The sequence below is a fragment of the Erwinia sp. HR93 genome (genome assembly GCF_034555055.1).
Classification (GTDB): Bacteria; Pseudomonadota; Gammaproteobacteria; order Enterobacterales; family Enterobacteriaceae; genus Apirhabdus; species Apirhabdus apintestini.
Window position 1 is genome coordinate 897,329 of the sequence record NZ_JAXUDP010000001.1, and the last position, 19,299, is coordinate 916,627.

Genomic DNA, 19,299 nt, shown 5'->3' on the forward strand with positions numbered 1-19,299 from the left:
TGGGCACGTTATCAGAGTGAGCTTTTAGAATAGTTTGCGGGGCGTTAACTATTTGGAAAACCTGAATGCCTGCGGGATACCGCCCCTGTAGCAAAAGGGGCGGTTATTTTGAAGGGGTGGATTAGAAATTGACCTTAACGCCAAACATCGCGCTGGTATCGCTGTAACCCTTGTCACCCACCTGCTGGGCCACATTGCCCCACAGATTAACCTGCGGGTTTAGCTGACCTTCCACGCCCACTTTCACTTCCCCTATGTTGAGGCTGCCCGCCTGGTCCACCCGCACGCCGTTCATCCTGACGCCAAACGCCCGCGTGTTGTGTAGCCAGTTCGCCTCAACAAACGGCTCGAAAGTCCGCTGTTTTCCGTCATCCAGCCCGCTGTGCCCTTTGATAAAGCCGCGCACCCCAAGCCGGGTCTGCAGGTTGCCGTCGCCTTCACTGCTCACCCGGGTGCCGGTGCCCTTCTCTTTTACATCGTCCGACTTCACGCCCATCCATACGGCCTGCGCTTTCGGCTGAATATAAAACGCCGTGCGCGTATCGCGCTCGCCCAGCTTCCAGGTATACCCGGTTTCCACTGAGCCGGTCAGGCCGCGGGATTTGTAGCTTTCCTGCGTTACGTCGCTGTTGATGTGGTTGTTAAACCACCCGTATTGTAACCAGGTATCGACGTAAGCACCGGTTTTTTCATCGTTATCCTGCAGCCAGGTACCGTACAGCCCCACGCTGTAGCCGTCAATACTGCCGTCGGCGCGATAACCGTTGCGCTGGTTGCGGGTATGACTTTTCTGATTTGCGTAGCCGCCCATCACGCCGAGGTGGAAGCGGTCGCGGGCGCTGCTGCTCCACTGGGCGATGTCACCGCCGAGCTGCATGACGTAGCGGTTAGCCTGGGTGCTGAGCTGTCCGCTGGCGTCTTTAAAGCGGTTATGGCCGCCGACGTTACGCAGCCAGAGGCTGGTGACGCGCGCTTCACCGGTAAGGGCATCCACGTAGTGGGTCTCGCCCAGGCGGTCGTGCAGGCGGTTGACGAACAGCGTGTTGGCAGCGGCGATGTTGGCAGTATAAGCACCTGCTTCCGGGCGTACCCAGGGTTCCGGGGTAGGGGCCGGATTGGGTTTCGGGTCGGGTTTGGGATCGGGTTTGGGATCGGGTTTGGGATCCGGCTTCGGATCGGGGTTAGGATCGGGGCCGGGATCCGGGGTTGGCGTAACTTCGCCGCTGACCAGGTACCAGTTGCCCACATTGCCGCCCGCGCCGCGGGTCAGGGTGTAATCGTAGGCGCCTGCTGCGATACGGCCTGCCTGGGTGAATTCACCGGCAGAATCGCCGCCGACGTGGATCAGTTCGATACCGTTAAGGGTTTTCGCCCCGGTGCCGCCGGCGTTGGTGACGCGTACCGAAGTCGCACCAGAAGTATCGCCGTCAATAGTGATATGGTCGGTGGGTGAATCATCACCGCCCAAAATGGCGTTAAAATCGATAGTACCGCCGTTACCGATATAATCGCCGGTAACATGCAGTTGGACTCCGGGCCTGCTGCCGTCTAACTGAAGCAACCCCGAATGGTTCATGTGGGTAATGGTGGAGTCATTAGTCATAATCCAGGTGCCGCCGGCGTCGACGTTAACCAGGCTGGTGCCGCCCTGCGTATGCACCCCGCCGAGTAATACACTTTGATTATGCAAATTTACGTTAGCGCGCGCAGAAGGGTCGTGGCGCATCATGCTGATATCGCCATTAATGACGCTGCCTCCCGATGCCGAGATATTAATATCCGCGTATCTGCTCCCCGGCGGCAGGGGACCAGCGCTGTTCGCGATCAGGATGGCATCACGATTGTTACTACTTACGCCGGTATTTGTCAGCGAAAGGTTTATTACCGAGCGCGCGTTGGCATCCAACACAACGGCGGCGGCATTTTGGGCGGATAACTCGCTCCCGGTAAACGCCAGATCGCCCCCATCCCCAACTTTCAGCGCAGAGGCGTTCTGGCCCTGGGTCTGAAAGACGGCATTGTTAAAGGTACCGGAGCTGCGGTAAACCTGCATTGCATCGGCGTTATCTTGTAGGGTGTTTATTTTTGTATCGGTGAGAGTGACCCGGCTGCGATCGGCAATCAGCCCCGTCGCGCCATTGCCATCAGTCTGAATACCACCGCCGGTCATGGTGAAAACGCTGCCAGCACCTGCTTCGACCCCGGAAAACATCCCGGGTTGCAACGCATCATTTCCGGTCACGTTTATCTGCGTATTTTGCAGCGTAGCGCTGCTGCCAGCACCAAACAAATAGATTCCCGAGCCTTCCAGTGAGATATCGCGCGCTTCAATCAGCCCGTTGTTCATTTCGGCGCTGCTGGCGCCAATGATTGAAAACCCTGCACCTTCTTTATCCAGTATCAGGTGCGTGTCGTTAGCGATAACGTGTGAATCATCCTCAAGCTGGATGACGGGGTAGTAGCCAATATCTTCTGAATGTAGCGGTGAGGTGCGCAGTTCGCTTCCGGTAATTTCCGCGCGGCTGCCGTTAGTCAGTTTTAAAACCGCGCTGTCCTGGGCGGAAAGCCTGGAATCCTGAAGCTTGACCTGAACGCCGTTGCTGCCGCGAATGAGCGCTGCGCCGCTACCGGACGGAGGCGCATCGATCTGTACGTCATTGAGCGTAAGCGCAGCGCCGTCACTTAGCGCAAAATCCATGCCCGTAGAAGATAGCGGGGCGTGATTGATTTCCAACAGGCTACCCGCGCCGATAACCGTGAAGCTGCGTTTGGCGATAAGCGTAGCATTTGTTAAACGCACCTGCCCGCCGTTGGTAATTGTTCCTGTCGCGCGGGAGCTGTTACCCAGCGTGACATCGCTAAGTGTGACCTGGCCGCCGTCAACATTCATGATTGAGCCGGTTTTACTGGAGACTGTAATGCCGCTGCCGGTGACTGAGCCGCCGTTATGGACATTTAACGCATCTTCCAGAAAACCTGTCGCGTTAACATCATTGGTGAGGGTTTGCGTCGCGCCTGAGCCAACGTCGATTGTTGCTGCAGCCTGAGCCGTTATACAGCCAGATCCTAGCGCCAGCATAATCGCGTGCTGAATGAGCGTGCGGCGCAGAAAAGGAGAGGTTCGTGTCCTGTGTGTCATGATGATTCTTCCACTGAATAGAGCGATGAATACAGGTGTTTCTGAAACACTCTAACATGGGGTAATGGCATGAAAATTCTTAAAAAATTCCATAAAAGCGAGGTTATTTAGCGGGGGGTAAACTTTCCTTAGCGTGGATAATCAGTAAGTTATTGCTGTTTCTAATGTGTTTTCGGAAAGGGAAATAGGTTTGCGAGACGCGTTTTCAGAATCATCGTATTGCCGTTGCCGTTGCCGTTGCCGTTGCCGTTGCCGTTGCCGTTGCCGTTGCCGTTGCCGTTGCCGTATCTATTATCTGACAATGCGATCAATAATGAGATTATGTAAGTATGTACTTACTATCGAATCCCGTATTTTATTTGCTGTACGTAAGTATGTGGCTGAATTGATTCAATTCATTAAATAACAATCAAACAATTACAGGGCTATTGAAGTTCGTTCGCCAGCAAATCAACCAGACGAGCGGCAGGCATTTCTCGTGAGCGGTGGCAACCGCAACCGGCCCAGTAAGCGCCATAATCATGGCAACCCTGAGCCACCGCCGCGCGGTGAAGCGCTTTTGCTGCGTCGTAGGCCAGCGGGTAGTCTGCTATCTCTTCTTTATTAGCCCGCAGGTAAAGCGAATTGATGATGCCCCGCGCCGGTCGTCCTGAAATCGTGCAGGTTAACGCAGTGGCGTGCGCCTTGCTGTGGCGCAGGCGCTCTCGCCACCCGGCATCGGCGGAAGATTCCGGGCACAGAATGAACGCGGTACCGAGCTGTGCCGCTACGGCACCTGCTTTTAACGCTTCGGTGATATCCGCCCCGTTCATAATGCCGCCTGCGGCGATAATCGGTAATTGAGTGGCGGCTTTAATCGCCCGAACCAGTGCCAGCGTTGGGAGACGTTCATCCGGCGCCCTGGGGTTGAATATGCCCCGGTGGCCGCCAGCCTCAATGCCTTGAGCAACCACCATATCGATACCGACTGCGGCAATGCGTTTTGCCTCATCAACGCTTGTCGCACAGGCCAGCATAGTAATTCCTGCCCGTTTAAACGCGCGGATTGCAGCCGAGTCCGGTAATCCAAAGTGAAAACTGACAATTGCCGGACGCGCTGCAAGAAGTAGCTCCAGCATAGGCGCGTTATTGATAAAAGTGCGATAAAGCTCCGTAAGGTGCTCTGGCGCAGCGGCGCCAAATCGGGCAAAGGTAGGGCGCAGGCGATCGATCCATGCGCTTTCGCGCTGTGGGTTACGGCGTGCCGGTGCGTGACAAAATAAATTTATATTCACCGGGCGAGCGGTGAGCGTTTGTGTTTCCAGCAGCAGATCGCGCGCCTGGCTTAGCGATGCCGCACCAAGGCTTATTGATCCGAGCGCGCCCGCGTTGCTGACGGCGGCCGCCAGTTGCGGCGTTGACACCCCGGCCATCGGTGCCTGGATAAAAGGAAGATCGGTCAGAGTGAATGCCATACGGCTACCTGTATGTTAATCGGGTATGTTTATCGCAAATCGGGGTTGCCCATCAGCCACGTTACTCAGTTCCTGATAGCGCCGCGCCAGCAGGTGCGGCGTAAATCCAGATGAATTAACGAATCGCCGGGGCTTTCGGACGCCCGGTTCCAAGCAAAACCGCCAGCCGTCGGCCTCCGGTTGTTGTTTCCATCCAAATCTTACAGATGCTGGTGAGTGGGACGGCCAATAGCATTCCTACCGGCCCCAGCAGCCAGCCCCAGAAAAGTAAGGACAAAAATACCACCAGCGTTGACATGCCGAGATGATGCCCCATCAAGCGCGGTTCCATAATATTTCCAAGCACCATATGCACGATACCGAAAAGCGCGATAACTAGCAGCGCTTCATACATCCCATTAAATAACAGTGCCTGAATTACCGGCGGGATAGCCGAAATAATGGAACCGATATTCGGAATGTAATTCAGTAAAAATCCCAGCACGCCCCACATGAGCGCGAACTGTACGTGCAGCAATGTCAGCCCCAGCCAAAGCACCAGTCCGGTCATTAGGCTTATCAGCGTTTTTAATGCCAGATAACGGCTGACGTTTCTGAGGGCCTGATGCAGGCCGGCGATGTGCAGCCGAGGCTGATTGAGCGCGAAACGGAGTTTGTAAGGAATATGGCGCACTTCAAACAGCATAAAGATGACCGTCATGATGAGTACCAGCACGCTTGCCATTGCGCCGGAAATTTGTGTCATAAATGTGGTCGCGAAGGTCATCATATGTTCGGTGTCGATATGTTCCAGAAGGCGAGCGGGGGAAAGTCGCAGATGTAAGAAAGGAGCCTGCCGCTCCAGTTCGATTATCTTATGGGTCAGCATTTGGTTGTACTGAGGCAGCGTGGCAATAAACTCATTCATCGAGGAAGCAAGTATGCCGAGGATAGAAGATAGGACGATCAGCATACCAATCATAACCAGTGTGATAGCAAGCGTGCGGTTTAGCCCGCGGTGAATAAGCATGACAACCAGCGGGTTCAATACAATGACAAAAAAAATGGCCAGCAGCAGTGAGACAATGATGTCGGAGGCATTGTGTATACCGGCAAGAATAATCACCAGTGCGGCCAGTTTAAGTAGAATATGCAGGCCGGTGGTTTGGGGGTCGGGCGTCGCCATTGGCGCTCCTGAGCAGAAAAGGTGAGTTTTCAAAGTGTAGCGTGCCGCTGTCGGCTTGCTGCAATGGTTGCAAAAAAGGGAGCTGCGCGTATGGCGTGATAAGCCAGAGAGTAGAAGACAAAGCACTACCCTGCCAGAGCGGCATCTGCGCGCCCTGGCGGGAAGTGCTCAAAGATATCAAGTATGCGATACGGCTATTTACGGTTTCAGCGTGAGCGTATTGACGATGCTTTCCGCTTCGGTCTGCGCTTTTTGTTGATCGTCTGCTGGCAGCGTTATTTGCATGGTGAGTAGTTTGCCGTCCACTTTCCCAAGGATAACCGATGACCAGGCGCTTTGGCCGCGTGCCGAAATAATACTGTCTAACTGCTGCAGCTTTTGGCCGTCAACCTGAATAGCTTTATTTGTGACCACCTGTAGCTGAGGGTCGCGGCTACGCTGCTGGTCTTCCAGCCGCTTAGCCAGAACGTCAAGCGTTTCGCTGGTGGTATCGCCAAGGATGACAATCACCGCTTTTTGCCCGGTAGAATCTGAATAAACGTGCATATTGTTAGCCTGCGTGCCAACTTTCCCGCTTTGATCGGTCATATCGGCAGGCAGGGAAAAATTTAACTTACCGTCAAGCAAGGTAATCGTGTTGCCAGCATCGCTGCTTTGCGCTTCGCTGCCCTGAGCAGGCGCGCGGCCATCGTTGTCGCTATTGTCGCAGGCTGCAAGACCTAATGCGAGCAGGCCGATTCCGACATATTTTATCAGGTTGCGCATTGATTTTTCCCTCAGATTATTCAGCCTTTTTGGCCGCTTCATGCATCTTATCACAAGATGTATACCGTCTCAGACTGGCTGTAAGGCTTCACGTTGGTGCATCTTCGCCAGCCGCTTCAGAATTGTATTCAACAGCATGCCGTAGGCGGGAAGGAAGAAGATTATGCTGATAAGTATCTTAAAACAGTAGTCAACAACGGCGATTTCTACCCAATGCTGTGCCATAAAAATATCCGTGCTGCGCCAAAAGGCGATGAAAAAGAACGCCAGCGTATCGCTGACATTGCCAAATAGCGCTGATGCCGCTGGCGCTAGCCACCAGCGCCTGCTTTGACGCAGTCGATTAAATACGTGGACGTCGAGAATTTGCCCCAGCGCATAGGCCATAAAACTGGCGCACGCGATGCGCGCGACAAAGACATTGAAGGTCGTTAATGCGGAAATCCCCTGCCAGTGGCCCATAAAGAATAGTGCGGAGATAATGTAGGATGCGGCTAAAGCTGGGATCATCACCGCAAAAATAATTCTCCTGGCAAGCTGCGCGCCGAAGATACGCACCGTTAAATCAGTGGCCAGAAAAATAAACGGGAAACTAAACGCCCCCCACGTAGTGTGATACCCAAACACAGAGATGGGAAGTTGAACCAGATAGTTACTGGAAATAATGACTGCTAAATGAAATAGCGATAGCCAGATAAGCGCCCGCTGGCGCTGATGCGCGGTTAAAGTAAGCATAATGTACCTTTTTAAACTGCACTGGGGTGAGGGAACCCAGGCGGCGTTTTGCCGTTGAAAAGCGCAGCATAATACTGCGCTGGCTCAAATTTGCAATGCGTGTTTTCTGCGCAATCGTTAACCCCGCTTGCGTTGTTGAATCCCCGGCGTAAACTAGCGCGGTTTTAACCCCAGCGGAAATGCCCGCTGTGGCCGGGGCGAGCGGGCATAGCGTCAGTTTGCTGTTGGGCTGCTTCGTAACCAGAGGCCGATTCGGCGCGGGTGTTTTTCACGCCGCAGTGTAAGAGAGCGGCGCTTCTATTTCTATTTATTCAGAGAACAGTATGACCGATGTGTTTAATGAGGCGGACCACATTCTGGATGCCCAGGGCCTGCGGTGCCCTGAGCCGGTAATGATGGTGCGCAAGACGGTGCGTAATATGCAGGCCGGAGAAACCTTGCTGATTATCGCCGACGATCCGGCGACTACGCGGGATATCCCCGGGTTTTGTCGCTTCATGGAACATGATTTACTGGCGCAGCAGGCGGATACACTGCCGTATCGCTATTTGCTACGTAAGCGCCATTGATTGTATCAGACAATTATCCCTGCTTTTTTCTACGCAATAGCCTCAGCGCATTTGCCGTCACCAGCGCGGTGGCGCCTGAATCGGCGAGCACTGCCAGCCATAATCCGGTAAAGCCGATAAGCGTGGTGACCAGAAAAACGGCCTTCAGCCCCAGCGCGATGGCAATATTCTGTCGCACATTATTATGCGTAGCGCGCGCCAGGCGAATGAGCGCCGGTAATTCATTCAGACGATTGTGAGAAAGCGCCGCGTCGGCGGCTTCGAGGGCGACATCGGTTCCACCGCCCATCGCGATGCCTATCGTTGCGGCTTTCATCGCCGGGGCGTCATTGATGCCATCGCCCACCATAGCAAGCGGAGAAGCTGCGCTAAGCTTGCGAACCGCATCGACTTTATCCGCCGGGAGCAGGCCTGCCTGAAATTGTGTATGCAATGTATCGGCGATGGCCGCCGCCGCGCGAGGGTTATCACCGGTTAGCATAATACACTGGATGCCCAACTCTCCCAGCTCGGCCAGCGCTGCGGGCGCTTCGGAGCGTAATGTATCGCGCAGCGCAACGGCGCCCAGCGCCGTCTCGCCGGTAAGCAGGATAACCAGCGTATGCCCCTCTGCTTCCAGGCTCTGCACCAAAGCCTGCTCCTCTGCGCGCAGTAGCGTTACCGGCACTCTGGCGGGGGAAATCAGCCGCAGCCGCTCACCGTTAACCGTCGCCTCTATGCCAATACCTGCGAGAGTTCGCTGCTGCTCTGCGTTTGGTAACACAAGCTGCCGTTCTTCGGCTGTCCTGACGATCGCCTGCGCCAGCGGGTGCGTTGAGCCGCGTTCAATGGCTGCCGATAGCGTTAAAACCTGCGCTTCACTATAGGTGCTGAAGGTACGGATTGCGGTAACCTGGGGCTGTCCCGTGGTCAGCGTACCGGTTTTATCAAATGCGATTTGACGTATCCGCCCTAAACTTTCCAGCGCGGCACCGCCTTTAATTAAGATACCGCGCTGGGCTGCGCTCGCTAGGGCGGAGGTTATCGCGGCTGGCGTTGAAATGACCAGCGCGCAGGGGCAGCCTATCAGCAATAACGCCAGGGCTTTATAAATCCAGACGCTCCACGCCGCGCCGAATAACAGAGGGGGCACCGTCGCCGTGAGCAATGCCAGCGCCATTATCGCGGGCGTGTAGCTGCGGCTAAAACGATCGATAAAGCGCTCAATAGGCGCCCGGCGCGCATCGGCTTCTTCAATCAGACGTAAAATGCGGTCAATAGCGCTATCGCCCGGCTGCGACGTTACTTCAAGGAGCGCTTTACTGTCGAGGCTGGTTGCGCCTGCGGCAATGCCATCCCCGCGCGATTTCTCTACCGGCAGCGATTCTCCGGTCAGCGCGCTTTCGTCGAAACTTGCGCTGTCGTTCAGTAATCGACCGTCGGCAGGCAGGCGCGCGCCGGCGGCGACTTCAATACAGTCGCCGGGACGCAGCGCGGCCACGGGCACGGTTTCCATCGCTCCGTCACGTAGCCGAATCGCGGTTTCCGGGCGCAGCGCCATTAGCGCGGTCACGCCGCGACGGGCGCGCGCCGCGGCGAAAGCTTCGAGGCGTTCTCCCAGTTGAAATAACAGGAGCACCATGGCTGCTTCGGCCGTGGCACCGATGAATAGCGCACCGACGGCCGCGACGCACATTAATGTCTCAATGGCGAAAGGGCTGCCGGCGCGGATTTGGCGCAGCGCCTGGCGCGCGACGGGCCACAGGCCGGCCAGCGTTGTGATAGTGAATGCGGCTTTTCCGCCCACGGGTGAAAATAGTGCGATGCCCCAACTTAACCCCATCAGCGCGGTGATTAGCGCGAGCGGGAAATATTCGCGCCAGGCGGTATGCGGCTGCGGTGCGGCGCCGTCGACGGACAGCGCATAGCCTGCCTTATGCACCGCATCCTCAACGGCACGCCTGATGTCTTCCGATGCGTCAACCACCAGCTTTTCGGTGGCAAAAACCACCTGAGTTTGTGTGACGCCTGCGACCTGCTGTACGGCAACTTCAACTTTGCGCGCGCAGGCCGGGCAGTCCATTCCCTGAACCTTCCAGCTATAGCGCGCGTTGCCTGCCGGCCGCGCTGCGGCGGATGGCTCGGCTACGGGCTCAGCCTGATGGCAGCAATCTTCAGCTTTTTGCAGCGGGAGTAGGGACGCTTGCGCGAAGTTGGGCGCCTTTTTCCCGGAAGGAGCGGTGGGCCGATTCATCTCATCTCCGATAATGATAAATTTCTCATTAGCGAAGTTACACCCTAGAGCCAGCTCCAGAGTCAAGATGATTTTCTCTAGCGATCGGGCGACAGTGCGCCCGGTCGGGAATTACAGATATAACGCGCGGACGATAAGAAAGTGCCCGATGAAGTAACAGGCAGCGATCAGGGCATTGTCTGCGGTGAAACGGCGTCGATAGTGGCTAATAAGCCAGATGATGTAGGCCATTAGCAGCAACCCTGCGCCAATAAATCCGGAAAACGCCGTGTCCGTCGGGCGCATAAACCAGCGCTCACCGGCAAGCCAGACCATGACCAGCGTCATGCCAATAAAAGTGCACACCGGCCAGCGCAGTTCTTCTAAGCGGCTCCAGACGATAGCGATGAGAACGGCGCCAATGATAAGCAGTGTAAGCGGCAACGGCCAAAAAAAGCTCAGCGTCATCTCGCTGGCGAACCAAATAGTGTAAAGCAGGTGGGACAGAAAAAAGGCGCCGACGGCATACATGATGCGCTGGGTGGGAAGCAGCGTGAGCGCATCGCCGACCAGACTTGCGAATAGCCCCGCTACCACCAGGTAGCCGGTGGCGCTAAACATGGGTGCCTGCCAGGCCAGCATAAGAAGGAGCAATAGCGTCACGGGTTTGAAAATCCAGCGTTGCCAGGCTGGCCCCCGATAGGACGCATCAACGTAAAGCCAGCCGGAGAATAAGACAGCAATAAACGACCACAGCATGATAAATCCCTGAATCAGTGATTATTTCGCACGCGCGCGGCGCGCGGCCTGTCTCCAGTCTAGTGGGCAACGTCGGTAGATGACAATGCTTCTTCTCTCGCGCTATGCTGGGAAGCTCTGATGTAAGGACGTTTCTTTATGAGCAAAATCCCGGTTTTTTTTATCATTATCATTGGATTAATTATTGTTACCGCGTCATTTCGGTTTTTGCATCAGCGTCGTCAGGAGGCGGAAAATGACCGGGCGCCGCTGCTTAGCCAGGCGGCAACGGTTATAGAGACGCGCGAGGCGCCAGCACAGGGTAGCCGCTCCCGCCAGCAGCAGGTGGTGCCTGCGGGAGCATCGATGCGCTATAGCGCCGCGTTTCGATTGACGGATGGGCGTGAGCTACAGTTCCGGGTCAGTAGGCCCCAGTTTCAGCAGTTAAAAGAAGGCGCTACGGGAACGCTTTTCTGGCGAGGAACTCGCTATGAAACTTTTCGCCCTTAACCCATTTGTTTTTTCTGCCAGGCGAGCAGCTCAAAGACGCCAAAAATAAAAATGCGGATCTGCTGCAGGTTAGTGAGCGGTTTACTGGTTTCTGATTGCGTGGCTTTAAGCAGCGTGAGCTGCAAACCGTGCATCATTATAGTAAATACCATTGCGACATTGACGAAGATATTCAGCGGGCGCGGAAAGGGCATGAACAGGTTGAACACCATAAAAGCCCATACGGCCAGCATCAGCAGGCGCCCTATGTTAATTAGCATCATTGCTTTCTCCACCGTCCCGAATATATAACCGCCAGGCAACCTGGCCCGCGATTTTTTCCCGATGTAAATGCCAGTCTGGCGGCACCGTTGGCGCTGCGCCTTCGGCCTCACTTTCGACATAAACGCAGGCGTTTTGCGCCAGCCAGCCATTGCTCGCCAACAGTTCTAATGTGTTATCCAGCAGGCCCTGACGAAAAGGTGGATCGATAAACACAATATCAAATGGCGTACCCGGCTGGGCTAAAAAGCTCAGCGTATCGGTATGCATTACTGTCCCCTGACGCGCCTGTAATGTCGCGATATTTTTTTGTAATTGGTGGGCGACCGCACGATCTTTTTCCAGTAACGTGGCACTTGCCGCGTAGCGAGAGAGCGCTTCGATCGCAAGAGCACCGCTGCCAGCAAAGCAATCCAGACAGCGTGCATCAACGATATAAGGCGCCAGCCAGTTGAATAGCGTCTCACGAATGCGATCCGTGGTTGGACGCAGGCCCGGGCTATCGGGCACGGGGAGTTTACGACCGCGCCACTGGCCTGCAATGATACGAATTTGGCCGCTGCCAGCGCTGTGTGGTTTTTTCATGAGCCTCATCTGAACCTGTCATTTTGCCTGCTATTCTAACGGCGAGTGGCAGGCGGGGAAACCCGAGAAGCGTGGGCATTTTCGGCGCATCCCGTGAAGTGATGGCGCCCAAGTTAAGTGTTAAACTAACGGCGTTGCGATTAATAGATATTGAGATGCGCGTCTTCATTATTTTGAACGCGAAATAATGATTGATATCTCATTGTTTTTACTTGTTTTTATTTGATTGCAATGATTTTTATGAGGCGTTCATATCAGGCTGGCAGGAAAAAGTTAATAGTCTGGCTTATTAGGCTATTTTATTCGCCATTCTGACGTTGGGCAGCGCTCGAAATCCTCACGTACTGTATGTACGCTCCGGTTTCAATTCGCTAACTAACGTCAAACAAGTTTCAACAATAGCGCCTAATGGGATAGGCTTTTACGCGCGTATTAGTCATTAATTTTAGTCTTCGCCCGATAAAGCGGCGAAGAGATGCCGGGAATGAATAGCGGGGAGCGGGATCGCCAATGGCAAAAGAGAAAAAACGGGGCCTTTTTTCCTGGCTGGGGTTTGGCCAGAAGAAGCAGGAAGCAGAACAGACGAATCATGCCGTAGACGAGCAGACTCCGGAGCTTCACACCGACGCAAAGTCGGAGGCATTCGCGCGGGAGGTGGTTGATGTTAGTGAAAAACTGACGGAAGACGATAAACCGCGGGCTTTAGACGCAGACGTTACAAAAGCGCCAGAGGCGCCGCTGCAGGATGAGTGGCAGGCGGAACAAGAGCGTATCGTGCGTGAAGAAGCGGAAATTACGCGAGCCGACCTTAATAAACAAGTGGAAGAGGCGAAGCGCGCCGAAGAAGCGGCCCGCGCGGCGGAAGAGGCGAAACGCGCCGAAGAAGCGGCCCGCGCGGCGGAAGAGGCGAAGCGCGCCGAAGAAGTGGCCCGCGCGGCGGAAGAGGTGAAACGCGCCGAAGAAGCGGCCCGCGCGGCGGAAGAGGCGAAGCGCGCCGAAGAATCTGCCCGCGCGGCGGAAGAGGTGAAACGCGCCGAAGAAGCGGCCCGCGCGGCGGAAGAGGCGAAACGCACCGAAGAAGCGGCCCGCGCGGCGGAAGAGGCGAAGCGCGCCGAAGAATCTGCCCGCGCGGCGGAAGAGGCGAAGCGCGCCGAAGAAGCGGTCCGCGCGGCGGAAGAGGCGAAGCGCGCCGAAGAAGCGGCCCGCGCGGCGGAAGAGGTGAAACGCGCCGAAGAAGCGGCCCGCGCCCAGGATGGACAGCAGGAGCAGGATAAACCCACGAAAGAGGGGTTCTTTGCCCGACTCAAGCGCAGTCTGGTGAAAACCAAACAAAATCTTGGTTCCGGATTTATCGGGCTGTTCCGTGGTAAAAAAATCGATGATGATTTGTTTGAAGAGCTGGAAGAGCAGTTACTGATTGCCGATGTTGGTGTGGAAACCACCCGCAAAATTATCACTCATCTGACGGAAGGCGCATCGCGCAAACAGTTACGCGATGCCGAAGCGCTATATGGGCTATTGAAAGATGAAATGAGCGGCATCCTGGAGAAAGTGGATGGGCCGTTAAACATTGAAGGTCATACGCCTTTTGTCATTCTCATGGTTGGCGTGAACGGCGTTGGCAAAACGACGACGATCGGTAAACTGGCCCGTCAGTTCCAGCAGGAAGGTAAGAGTGTAATGCTGGCCGCCGGAGATACCTTCCGCGCGGCTGCGGTTGAGCAGCTTCAGGTTTGGGGTCAGCGTAATAATATTCCGGTGGTCGCTCAGCATACGGGCGCGGACTCCGCTTCGGTAATTTTTGATGCGATTCAGGCCGCAAAGGCTCGTAATATTGACGTGCTGATTGCCGATACGGCGGGTCGCCTGCAGAACAAAGCGCATTTAATGGAAGAATTGAAGAAAATTGTGCGCGTCATGAAGAAACTGGACGAAGCGGCGCCGCACGAGGTGATGCTAACCATTGATGCCAGTACCGGGCAAAATGCCGTCAGCCAGACGCAGCTATTCAATGAAGCCGTTGGTTTGACGGGGATAACTCTGACGAAGCTTGATGGTACAGCAAAGGGCGGCGTTATTTTCTCTGTTGCCGACCGCTTTGGAATACCGATTCGCTATATTGGCGTAGGTGAGCGCATAGAAGATTTGCGTCCCTTTAACGCGGATGATTTTATTGAGGCACTGTTTGCCCGAGAGGATTGACAATGATTCGCTTTGAACAAGTCAGCAAAGCCTATCGCGGCGGGAGGCAGGCGCTGCAAGGGGTCTCTTTTCATCTGCGTCAGGGCGAGATGGCGTTTTTAACCGGCCATTCCGGCGCGGGTAAAAGTACGCTACTTAAACTGATTTGCGGCATTGAACGGCCCAGCGCTGGCCAAATCTACTTTGGCGGGCATGATATTAGCCGGCTTCGGGCGCGTGAAGTGCCGTTCTTACGTCGGCAGATTGGCATGATCTTTCAGGATCACCATCTGCTGATGGACCGCACCGTGTACGATAATGTGGCGATACCGCTGATCATTGCCGGCGCCAGTAGCGAAGATATTCGCAGGCGTGTTTCCGCTGCGCTGGATAAAGTAGGCCTGCTGGATAAAGCGAAAAGCTTCCCTATTCAACTGTCGGGTGGGGAGCAGCAGCGCGTTGGAATCGCACGCGCCGTAGTGAATAAGCCTGCGGTACTGCTGGCGGATGAACCCACCGGGAACCTGGATAATGCGCTGTCAGAAGGGATTTTGCGCTTGTTCGAAGAGTTTAATCAGGTCGGCGTGACCGTATTGATGGCGACGCACGATCTGGCTTTGATTTCGCGCCGGCCTTATCGGGTCTTAAATTTAAGCGGCGGGCACTTACATGGGGGGCATGCCAGTGAATAATCGCAGCCTGCTTATGAGGAAAAAACAGTTTGGGGCTCGCCGGAATCCTGTGGGCAAGAAAGAACGATTGAGCGGCGCCGGGCGAACTCTTGCACAGCGTGTTAGCGGGCGAGGAAAAGCCGCGACGAATAGCAGTAAGCCACGTAGCGGTAAGGTTAATGAGCAGATGCGCTATGCCTGGCAGGGCGCGCTGTACGATCTGCGCAGTAAACCTTTGGCAACGTTTCTAACCATCATGGTGATAGCCATTTCGCTGACGCTGCCTAGCGTGTGCTACATGGTTTATAAGAACGTAAGCCAGGCAGCAACGCAGTATTATCCTACGCCGCAAATTACGGTCTATCTGGATAAAACGCTTGATGATGACGGCGCTCAGCGAGTTGTCGGTGAGCTTAAGGCGACGGAAGGCGTTGCCAAAGTGGATTATTTATCCCGCGATGAGGCGCTAGGCGAGTTTCGTAACTGGTCTGGATTCGGCGGTGCGCTGGATATGCTGGAAGAAAATCCCCTGCCCGCCGTAGCGGTTATTGAACCTAAAATTGATTTCCAGGGAACTCAGTCGCTTACTTCTTTACGCGATCGCGTTTCGCGTCTCCACGGTATTGATGAAGTGCGCATGGACGATAGCTGGTGTGCGCGTCTTTCTGCTTTAACCGGGCTTGTGGGACGCGTGGCCGCGATGATTGGAATATTAATGATTGCCGCCGTTTTTTTGGTTATCGGCAATAGCGTGCGCCTGAGTATTTTTGCTCGTCGGGATACCATTAACGTACAAAAGCTAATCGGTGCAACAGACGGTTTTATCCTACGCCCATTTTTATACGGCGGAGCGCTGTTAGGGTTTAGCGGCGCGTTTTTATCTTTGATCCTTTCAGAGATATTAGTGATGCGGCTTTCCTCAGCGGTAAGTGATGTGGCCCGCGTATTCGGAACCAAATTTGAGATAAGCGGCCTCTCTTTTGAAGAGTGTTTATTGCTATTATTAGTCGCTTCGATGATTGGCTGGGTGGCGGCCTGGCTTGCCACGGTGCAGCATTTACGCCACTTTACTCCGGACTAATCATTCTCTGGTATACTTATGTCCCTGCGTCGCGATTTGTCGCGAGCAGGGAAGTTGCTCGCTGTCATTTTAGCGCTCACTCACACGAATGTTGGTATCGCATTTTGTGTGCAATTTTATTCACAGAGATATTTGAACTTGTGGATAACATTACTGTCTGATAAACAGATAAAGCGCGTCGCCCCTGGCGCGTAACAGCGGTTTTTAGGGCGCATGGTTTACAAAGTATGAGCCTGAAGCCAAAAGAATTGTGAGGATTTGAATGACCAAAGAAATGCAAAATTTAGCTTTAGCCCCTGTTGGTAACCTGGAATCTTATATCCGGGCCGCTAACGCCTGGCCGATGTTATCGGCTGAGGAAGAGAAGGCGCTGGCTGAAGAGCTGCATTACCAGGGTAGTCTGGAAGCAGCAAAAAGGCTGATCCTTTCTCACCTGCGCTTTGTTGTTCATATCGCCCGTAATTATGCCGGTTACGGTTTGCCGCAGGCAGACCTGATCCAGGAAGGTAACATTGGTTTGATGAAAGCGGTACGTCGCTTTAACCCTGAAGTCGGCGTGCGTCTGGTTTCTTTTGCCGTTCACTGGATCAAGGCAGAAATTCACGAGTATGTGCTACGCAACTGGCGCATTGTTAAAGTAGCCACGACCAAGGCTCAGCGTAAGCTGTTCTTCAACCTGCGCAAAACCAAGCAGCGGTTAGGCTGGTTCAATCAGGATGAAGTCGAAATGGTAGCCCGGGAGCTTGGCGTATCCAGTAAAGACGTGCGTGAGATGGAGTCGCGAATGGCGGCCCAGGACATGACGTTTGATATGTCATCCGACGATGATGCGAATGATCATCAGCCGATGGCGCCGGTACTGTTTTTACAGGACAAAACCTCTAATTTCGCTGATGGAATCGAAGACGATAACTGGGAGGCCCACGCTGCCGATAAGTTATCCGATGCTATGCAGGGGTTAGATGAGCGTAGCCAGCATATCATCCGCGCCCGCTGGCTGGATGAGGACAACAAAACGACGTTGCAGGAATTAGCCGATCGTTATGGCGTATCCGCAGAGCGAGTGCGCCAGCTTGAGAAGAATGCAATGAAGAAACTGCGTGCCGCTATCGAAGCTTAAATGGTCCGGTAGCCGCACCAAAGAACCCGGCCTGGCGCCGGGTTTTCTATAATATACTCAAGCCGCCCGATGCGTGAAGGCGGCTTTTTGCTGCTAAAACTAATCGTTTTTGGTGAGACTATTTTTAGTCAGCAACTTGCCCACGCCGAAATCCCCTTTCAATTCGCTGCCTGCATCCCATCAAGGGATAGCTATTCTCACGCTTACGCCAGCGGACCTTAGTGAATCTAATAATACCCGCGTCCGGGGGGCATCAGAAATACTATGCATTAAGGCAGGATATCTATATCGCGGCTAAAACTGATGCGGCTAAAACTGAAAGTGGCGGGACAAATCATTTTAGGAAAGATGGGGCCGAGACGCGCTAGCGATGACGAAAGAAAAGATCGGCTTCCCTGCCGCACCCTTTCGTTGATTTTGATTACGCTTTATCTTCCAGGCGGAAACGACTCACCTGGTGATGCAGCAGCGTCGTTTGCTCTTCCATGCGATTGGTGGCATTTGTAGACTCTTCAACCAGCGCCGCATTCTGCTGAGTTACACTATCCATCTGGCCTACCGCGACTGCAATTTGCGAAATACCTTTACTTTGCTCTTCTGATGCCATTGAAACTTCTTGCATCATTGCCGCTACGGAACGATTCGATTGCACAATCTCATCCATTGTTTGCTGGGTCATGCCTGCAAGGCGGCGTCCTTCCGTAACGTGTTTTGTCGATTCATTAATGAGCGCTTGAATTTCTTTCGACGCCGTAGCGCTGCGCTGGGCCAATACGCGCACTTCGCTGGCGACGACGGCGAAGCCGCGTCCGCGTTCACCCGCCCGAGCTGCTTCAACGGCGGCATTAAGTGCAAGAATATTGGTTTGAAAGGCAATGCCTTCTATAACGGAGATAATATCGACAATTTTGCTGGAGCTGGAGGCAATTTTTTCCATCGCTGCGAGCATACTGCTGGCGGCTTCATGGCCTTTAGAGGCCGTGTTATTGGCGCGGGTTGCATCTTCCGCAGCCTGCTGAGCGTTTTCAGCATTCATTTTGATGGTGGATGTGATCTCTTCAAGACTGGCCGCCGTTTGCTGTACGGCCGCAGCCTGTTCTTCTGTGCGTGACGATAGTTCAGTATTTCCGCGGGCAAGTTCATCCGCAACATGGCGCACGTGCTGAGATGATTCATATATGCTCCCAATCAGTTTTTTCAGGTTTTCCTGCATGTCATTGAGAGCATAAATAATGGTATTCTGTTTTTTATTACTTATGCTAATTGGGGTCGTGAGATCATTATTTGCAATAGCAAGCGCAATTTTTTGTACAACTCCTGGCTCCTCACCAATTTTACGGATTTCGCCGATAATATTGCGATTGATAGATAACGCAATAATTAAGCAAGGAATAATAATCAGTAGGGACGTCAGGATCAGTTTATGTAAAATATCATTTAGAGAATCCTGGATGTCATCCATATAAACACCACTGGCAAGATCCCATTCCCAGAACGGGAAGCTTCGCCCATACGTGATTTTTTCTATCTTTCCTTTACCTGGAACTTCCCACAGATAATGGATAAATCCACCTTTTTTGGAATAGGTCTGTTCAATGAAACCTGGCACTATGTCATTGAAGTTTTTACCTATAATGCTTTTAGTTTTATTGTAAATAAATATGCCATTTTTATTAGTGATAAACACATAGCCTTTCCCATTTTCATATTCCAGCATCGTGATTTCATTGCGCGCTTCTTCTTGAGCCTGCGATCGGGTTAATACCCCTTTTTTTTCTAGCTCAGCATACTTCTTAGCGATATTTTCTGCCGTATCAACGATTGCAGAGATTTTGGCTCTTCTTTCCTCAAGAAGTGATGACTTAAATAAAGAATATCCGGTAAAAATGACTGCGCAAAGCGTTAGCAGGCATAGTATTAAAGGGATCCAGATTTTATGTGAGAAACTTAATTTTATTTTAGGCATACGATGTCCGCTTTGTGAGGTTAGACAAAGATTACTATCGGCCTGGAGCTTATTGACTTTAACTGACAAAGCAATCAACACCATGGTAATTAACGATCATTTTTATAACATTGATCGTTATTTTCTATATAAGACAATTATGTATAT

At 53.5% G+C, this 19,299-nt stretch carries 17 protein-coding genes; 6 read left to right on the forward strand and 11 right to left on the reverse strand.

Features of this window, described 5'->3' with window-relative positions; genetic code table 11:
- Positions 1-121 precede the first annotated feature (121 nt).
- The 6 genes from SFA31_RS04225 to SFA31_RS04250 form a co-directional block, all read right to left on the reverse strand.
- Positions 122-3,139, reverse strand: coding sequence for an autotransporter outer membrane beta-barrel domain-containing protein (locus SFA31_RS04225; protein WP_322836854.1), 3,018 nt, complete (start codon positions 3,137-3,139; stop codon positions 122-124).
- A 161-nt stretch (positions 3,140-3,300) separates the two neighbouring features.
- Complete coding sequence (locus tag SFA31_RS04230; RefSeq protein ID WP_322836855.1) at positions 3,301-3,441, reverse strand: hypothetical protein; 141 nt, start codon at positions 3,439-3,441, stop codon at positions 3,301-3,303.
- 123 nt (positions 3,442-3,564) lie between these two features.
- Positions 3,565-4,593 (reverse strand): nitronate monooxygenase, encoded by a 1,029-nt coding sequence (locus SFA31_RS04235; protein WP_322836856.1) that lies wholly within the window; start codon positions 4,591-4,593, stop codon positions 3,565-3,567.
- 115 nt (positions 4,594-4,708) lie between these two features.
- On the reverse strand, positions 4,709-5,758 hold the full coding sequence (locus SFA31_RS04240; protein ID WP_322836857.1) for an AI-2E family transporter: 1,050 nt from the start codon (positions 5,756-5,758) through the stop codon (positions 4,709-4,711).
- A gap of 198 nt (positions 5,759-5,956) precedes the next feature.
- A complete protein-coding gene (locus SFA31_RS04245; RefSeq protein WP_322836858.1) occupies positions 5,957-6,523 on the reverse strand; it encodes a DcrB family lipoprotein in 567 nt (188 codons plus the stop codon).
- Positions 6,524-6,592: 69 nt separating this feature from the next.
- On the reverse strand, positions 6,593-7,258 hold the full coding sequence (locus SFA31_RS04250; RefSeq protein WP_322836859.1) for a 7-cyano-7-deazaguanine/7-aminomethyl-7-deazaguanine transporter: 666 nt from the start codon (positions 7,256-7,258) through the stop codon (positions 6,593-6,595).
- Between the two features lie 323 nt (positions 7,259-7,581).
- Between SFA31_RS04250 and tusA the strand changes: the two genes are divergently transcribed.
- On the forward strand, positions 7,582-7,827 hold the full coding sequence (gene tusA, locus SFA31_RS04255) for a sulfurtransferase TusA (RefSeq protein WP_322836860.1): 246 nt from the start codon (positions 7,582-7,584) through the stop codon (positions 7,825-7,827).
- Between the two features lie 13 nt (positions 7,828-7,840).
- Here tusA and SFA31_RS04260 read toward each other — a convergent pair whose 3' ends face one another.
- Together SFA31_RS04260 and SFA31_RS04265 are read right to left on the reverse strand one after the other, a co-directional pair.
- Complete coding sequence (locus tag SFA31_RS04260) at positions 7,841-10,060, reverse strand: zinc/cadmium/mercury/lead-transporting ATPase (protein ID WP_322836861.1); 2,220 nt, start codon at positions 10,058-10,060, stop codon at positions 7,841-7,843.
- Positions 10,061-10,171: 111 nt separating this feature from the next.
- The gene (locus SFA31_RS04265) at positions 10,172-10,798 is read right to left on the reverse strand and encodes a lysoplasmalogenase (protein WP_322836862.1); all 627 of its coding nucleotides are present in this window, start codon (positions 10,796-10,798) and stop codon (positions 10,172-10,174) included.
- Positions 10,799-10,936: 138 nt separating this feature from the next.
- On the opposite strand from SFA31_RS04265, the gene SFA31_RS04270 reads away from it, so the two are divergent.
- A complete protein-coding gene (locus SFA31_RS04270; RefSeq protein WP_322836863.1) occupies positions 10,937-11,287 on the forward strand; it encodes a DUF2500 domain-containing protein in 351 nt (116 codons plus the stop codon).
- Here SFA31_RS04270 and SFA31_RS04275 read toward each other — a convergent pair.
- Together SFA31_RS04275 and rsmD are read right to left on the reverse strand one after the other, a co-directional pair.
- A complete protein-coding gene (locus SFA31_RS04275) occupies positions 11,284-11,547 on the reverse strand; it encodes a DUF1145 family protein (RefSeq protein ID WP_322839287.1) in 264 nt (87 codons plus the stop codon). The two genes, SFA31_RS04270 and SFA31_RS04275, sit on opposite strands and share 4 nt — an antisense overlap.
- Positions 11,537-12,133 (reverse strand): 16S rRNA (guanine(966)-N(2))-methyltransferase, encoded by a 597-nt coding sequence (rsmD, locus tag SFA31_RS04280; protein ID WP_322836864.1) that lies wholly within the window; start codon positions 12,131-12,133, stop codon positions 11,537-11,539. Before rsmD ends, SFA31_RS04275 begins: the two co-directional genes overlap by 11 nt.
- 510 nt (positions 12,134-12,643) lie before the next feature.
- Between rsmD and ftsY the strand changes: the two genes are divergently transcribed.
- The 4 genes from ftsY to rpoH all read left to right on the forward strand — a co-directional run bounded on the left by ftsY (position 12,644) and on the right by rpoH (position 17,186).
- On the forward strand, positions 12,644-14,335 hold the full coding sequence (gene ftsY, locus SFA31_RS04285) for a signal recognition particle-docking protein FtsY (RefSeq protein WP_322836865.1): 1,692 nt from the start codon (positions 12,644-12,646) through the stop codon (positions 14,333-14,335).
- A 2-nt stretch (positions 14,336-14,337) separates the two neighbouring features.
- Entirely contained in the window at positions 14,338-15,006 is a 669-nt protein-coding gene (gene ftsE, locus SFA31_RS04290) for a cell division ATP-binding protein FtsE (RefSeq protein WP_322836866.1), read from the forward strand.
- Positions 14,984-16,066 (forward strand): permease-like cell division protein FtsX, encoded by a 1,083-nt coding sequence (gene ftsX / locus SFA31_RS04295; RefSeq protein WP_416208318.1) that lies wholly within the window; start codon positions 14,984-14,986, stop codon positions 16,064-16,066. The genes ftsE and ftsX overlap by 23 nt, the downstream gene beginning before the upstream one ends.
- 262 nt (positions 16,067-16,328) lie before the next feature.
- Positions 16,329-17,186 (forward strand): RNA polymerase sigma factor RpoH, encoded by an 858-nt coding sequence (rpoH, locus tag SFA31_RS04300; protein ID WP_322836868.1) that lies wholly within the window; start codon positions 16,329-16,331, stop codon positions 17,184-17,186.
- Between the two features lie 421 nt (positions 17,187-17,607).
- Here rpoH and SFA31_RS04305 read toward each other — a convergent pair whose 3' ends face one another.
- Positions 17,608-19,236 carry a methyl-accepting chemotaxis protein gene (locus SFA31_RS04305; RefSeq protein ID WP_322836869.1) on the reverse strand — a complete coding sequence of 543 codons (1,629 nt, stop codon included), beginning with the start codon at positions 19,234-19,236 and terminating at the stop codon, positions 17,608-17,610.
- Positions 19,237-19,299 lie beyond the last annotated feature (63 nt).

Bases quoted from the DNA above. Each gene is read 5' to 3' on its own strand.
- SFA31_RS04260 (WP_322836861.1), bottom strand. From the start codon at position 10,060: ATGAATCGGCCCACCGCTCCTTCCGGGAAAAAGGCGCCCAACTTCGCG.
- SFA31_RS04270 (WP_322836863.1), top strand. From the start codon at position 10,937: ATGAGCAAAATCCCGGTTTTTTTTATCATTATCATTGGATTAATTATT.
- tusA (WP_322836860.1), top strand. From the start codon at position 7,582: ATGACCGATGTGTTTAATGAGGCGGACCACATTCTGGATGCCCAGGGC.
- SFA31_RS04235 (WP_322836856.1), bottom strand. From the start codon at position 4,593: ATGGCATTCACTCTGACCGATCTTCCTTTTATCCAGGCACCGATGGCC.
- ftsX (WP_416208318.1), top strand. From the start codon at position 14,984: ATGGGGGGCATGCCAGTGAATAATCGCAGCCTGCTTATGAGGAAAAAA.
- rsmD (WP_322836864.1), bottom strand. From the start codon at position 12,133: ATGAAAAAACCACACAGCGCTGGCAGCGGCCAAATTCGTATCATTGCA.
- SFA31_RS04275 (WP_322839287.1), bottom strand. From the start codon at position 11,547: ATGCTAATTAACATAGGGCGCCTGCTGATGCTGGCCGTATGGGCTTTT.
- SFA31_RS04250 (WP_322836859.1), bottom strand. From the start codon at position 7,258: ATGCTTACTTTAACCGCGCATCAGCGCCAGCGGGCGCTTATCTGGCTA.
- SFA31_RS04305 (WP_322836869.1), bottom strand. From the start codon at position 19,236: ATGGTGTTGATTGCTTTGTCAGTTAAAGTCAATAAGCTCCAGGCCGAT.
- SFA31_RS04265 (WP_322836862.1), bottom strand. From the start codon at position 10,798: ATGCTGTGGTCGTTTATTGCTGTCTTATTCTCCGGCTGGCTTTACGTT.
- ftsY (WP_322836865.1), top strand. From the start codon at position 12,644: ATGGCAAAAGAGAAAAAACGGGGCCTTTTTTCCTGGCTGGGGTTTGGC.
- rpoH (WP_322836868.1), top strand. From the start codon at position 16,329: ATGACCAAAGAAATGCAAAATTTAGCTTTAGCCCCTGTTGGTAACCTG.
- SFA31_RS04225 (WP_322836854.1), bottom strand. From the start codon at position 3,139: ATGACACACAGGACACGAACCTCTCCTTTTCTGCGCCGCACGCTCATT.
- ftsE (WP_322836866.1), top strand. From the start codon at position 14,338: ATGATTCGCTTTGAACAAGTCAGCAAAGCCTATCGCGGCGGGAGGCAG.
- SFA31_RS04240 (WP_322836857.1), bottom strand. From the start codon at position 5,758: ATGGCGACGCCCGACCCCCAAACCACCGGCCTGCATATTCTACTTAAA.
- SFA31_RS04245 (WP_322836858.1), bottom strand. From the start codon at position 6,523: ATGCGCAACCTGATAAAATATGTCGGAATCGGCCTGCTCGCATTAGGT.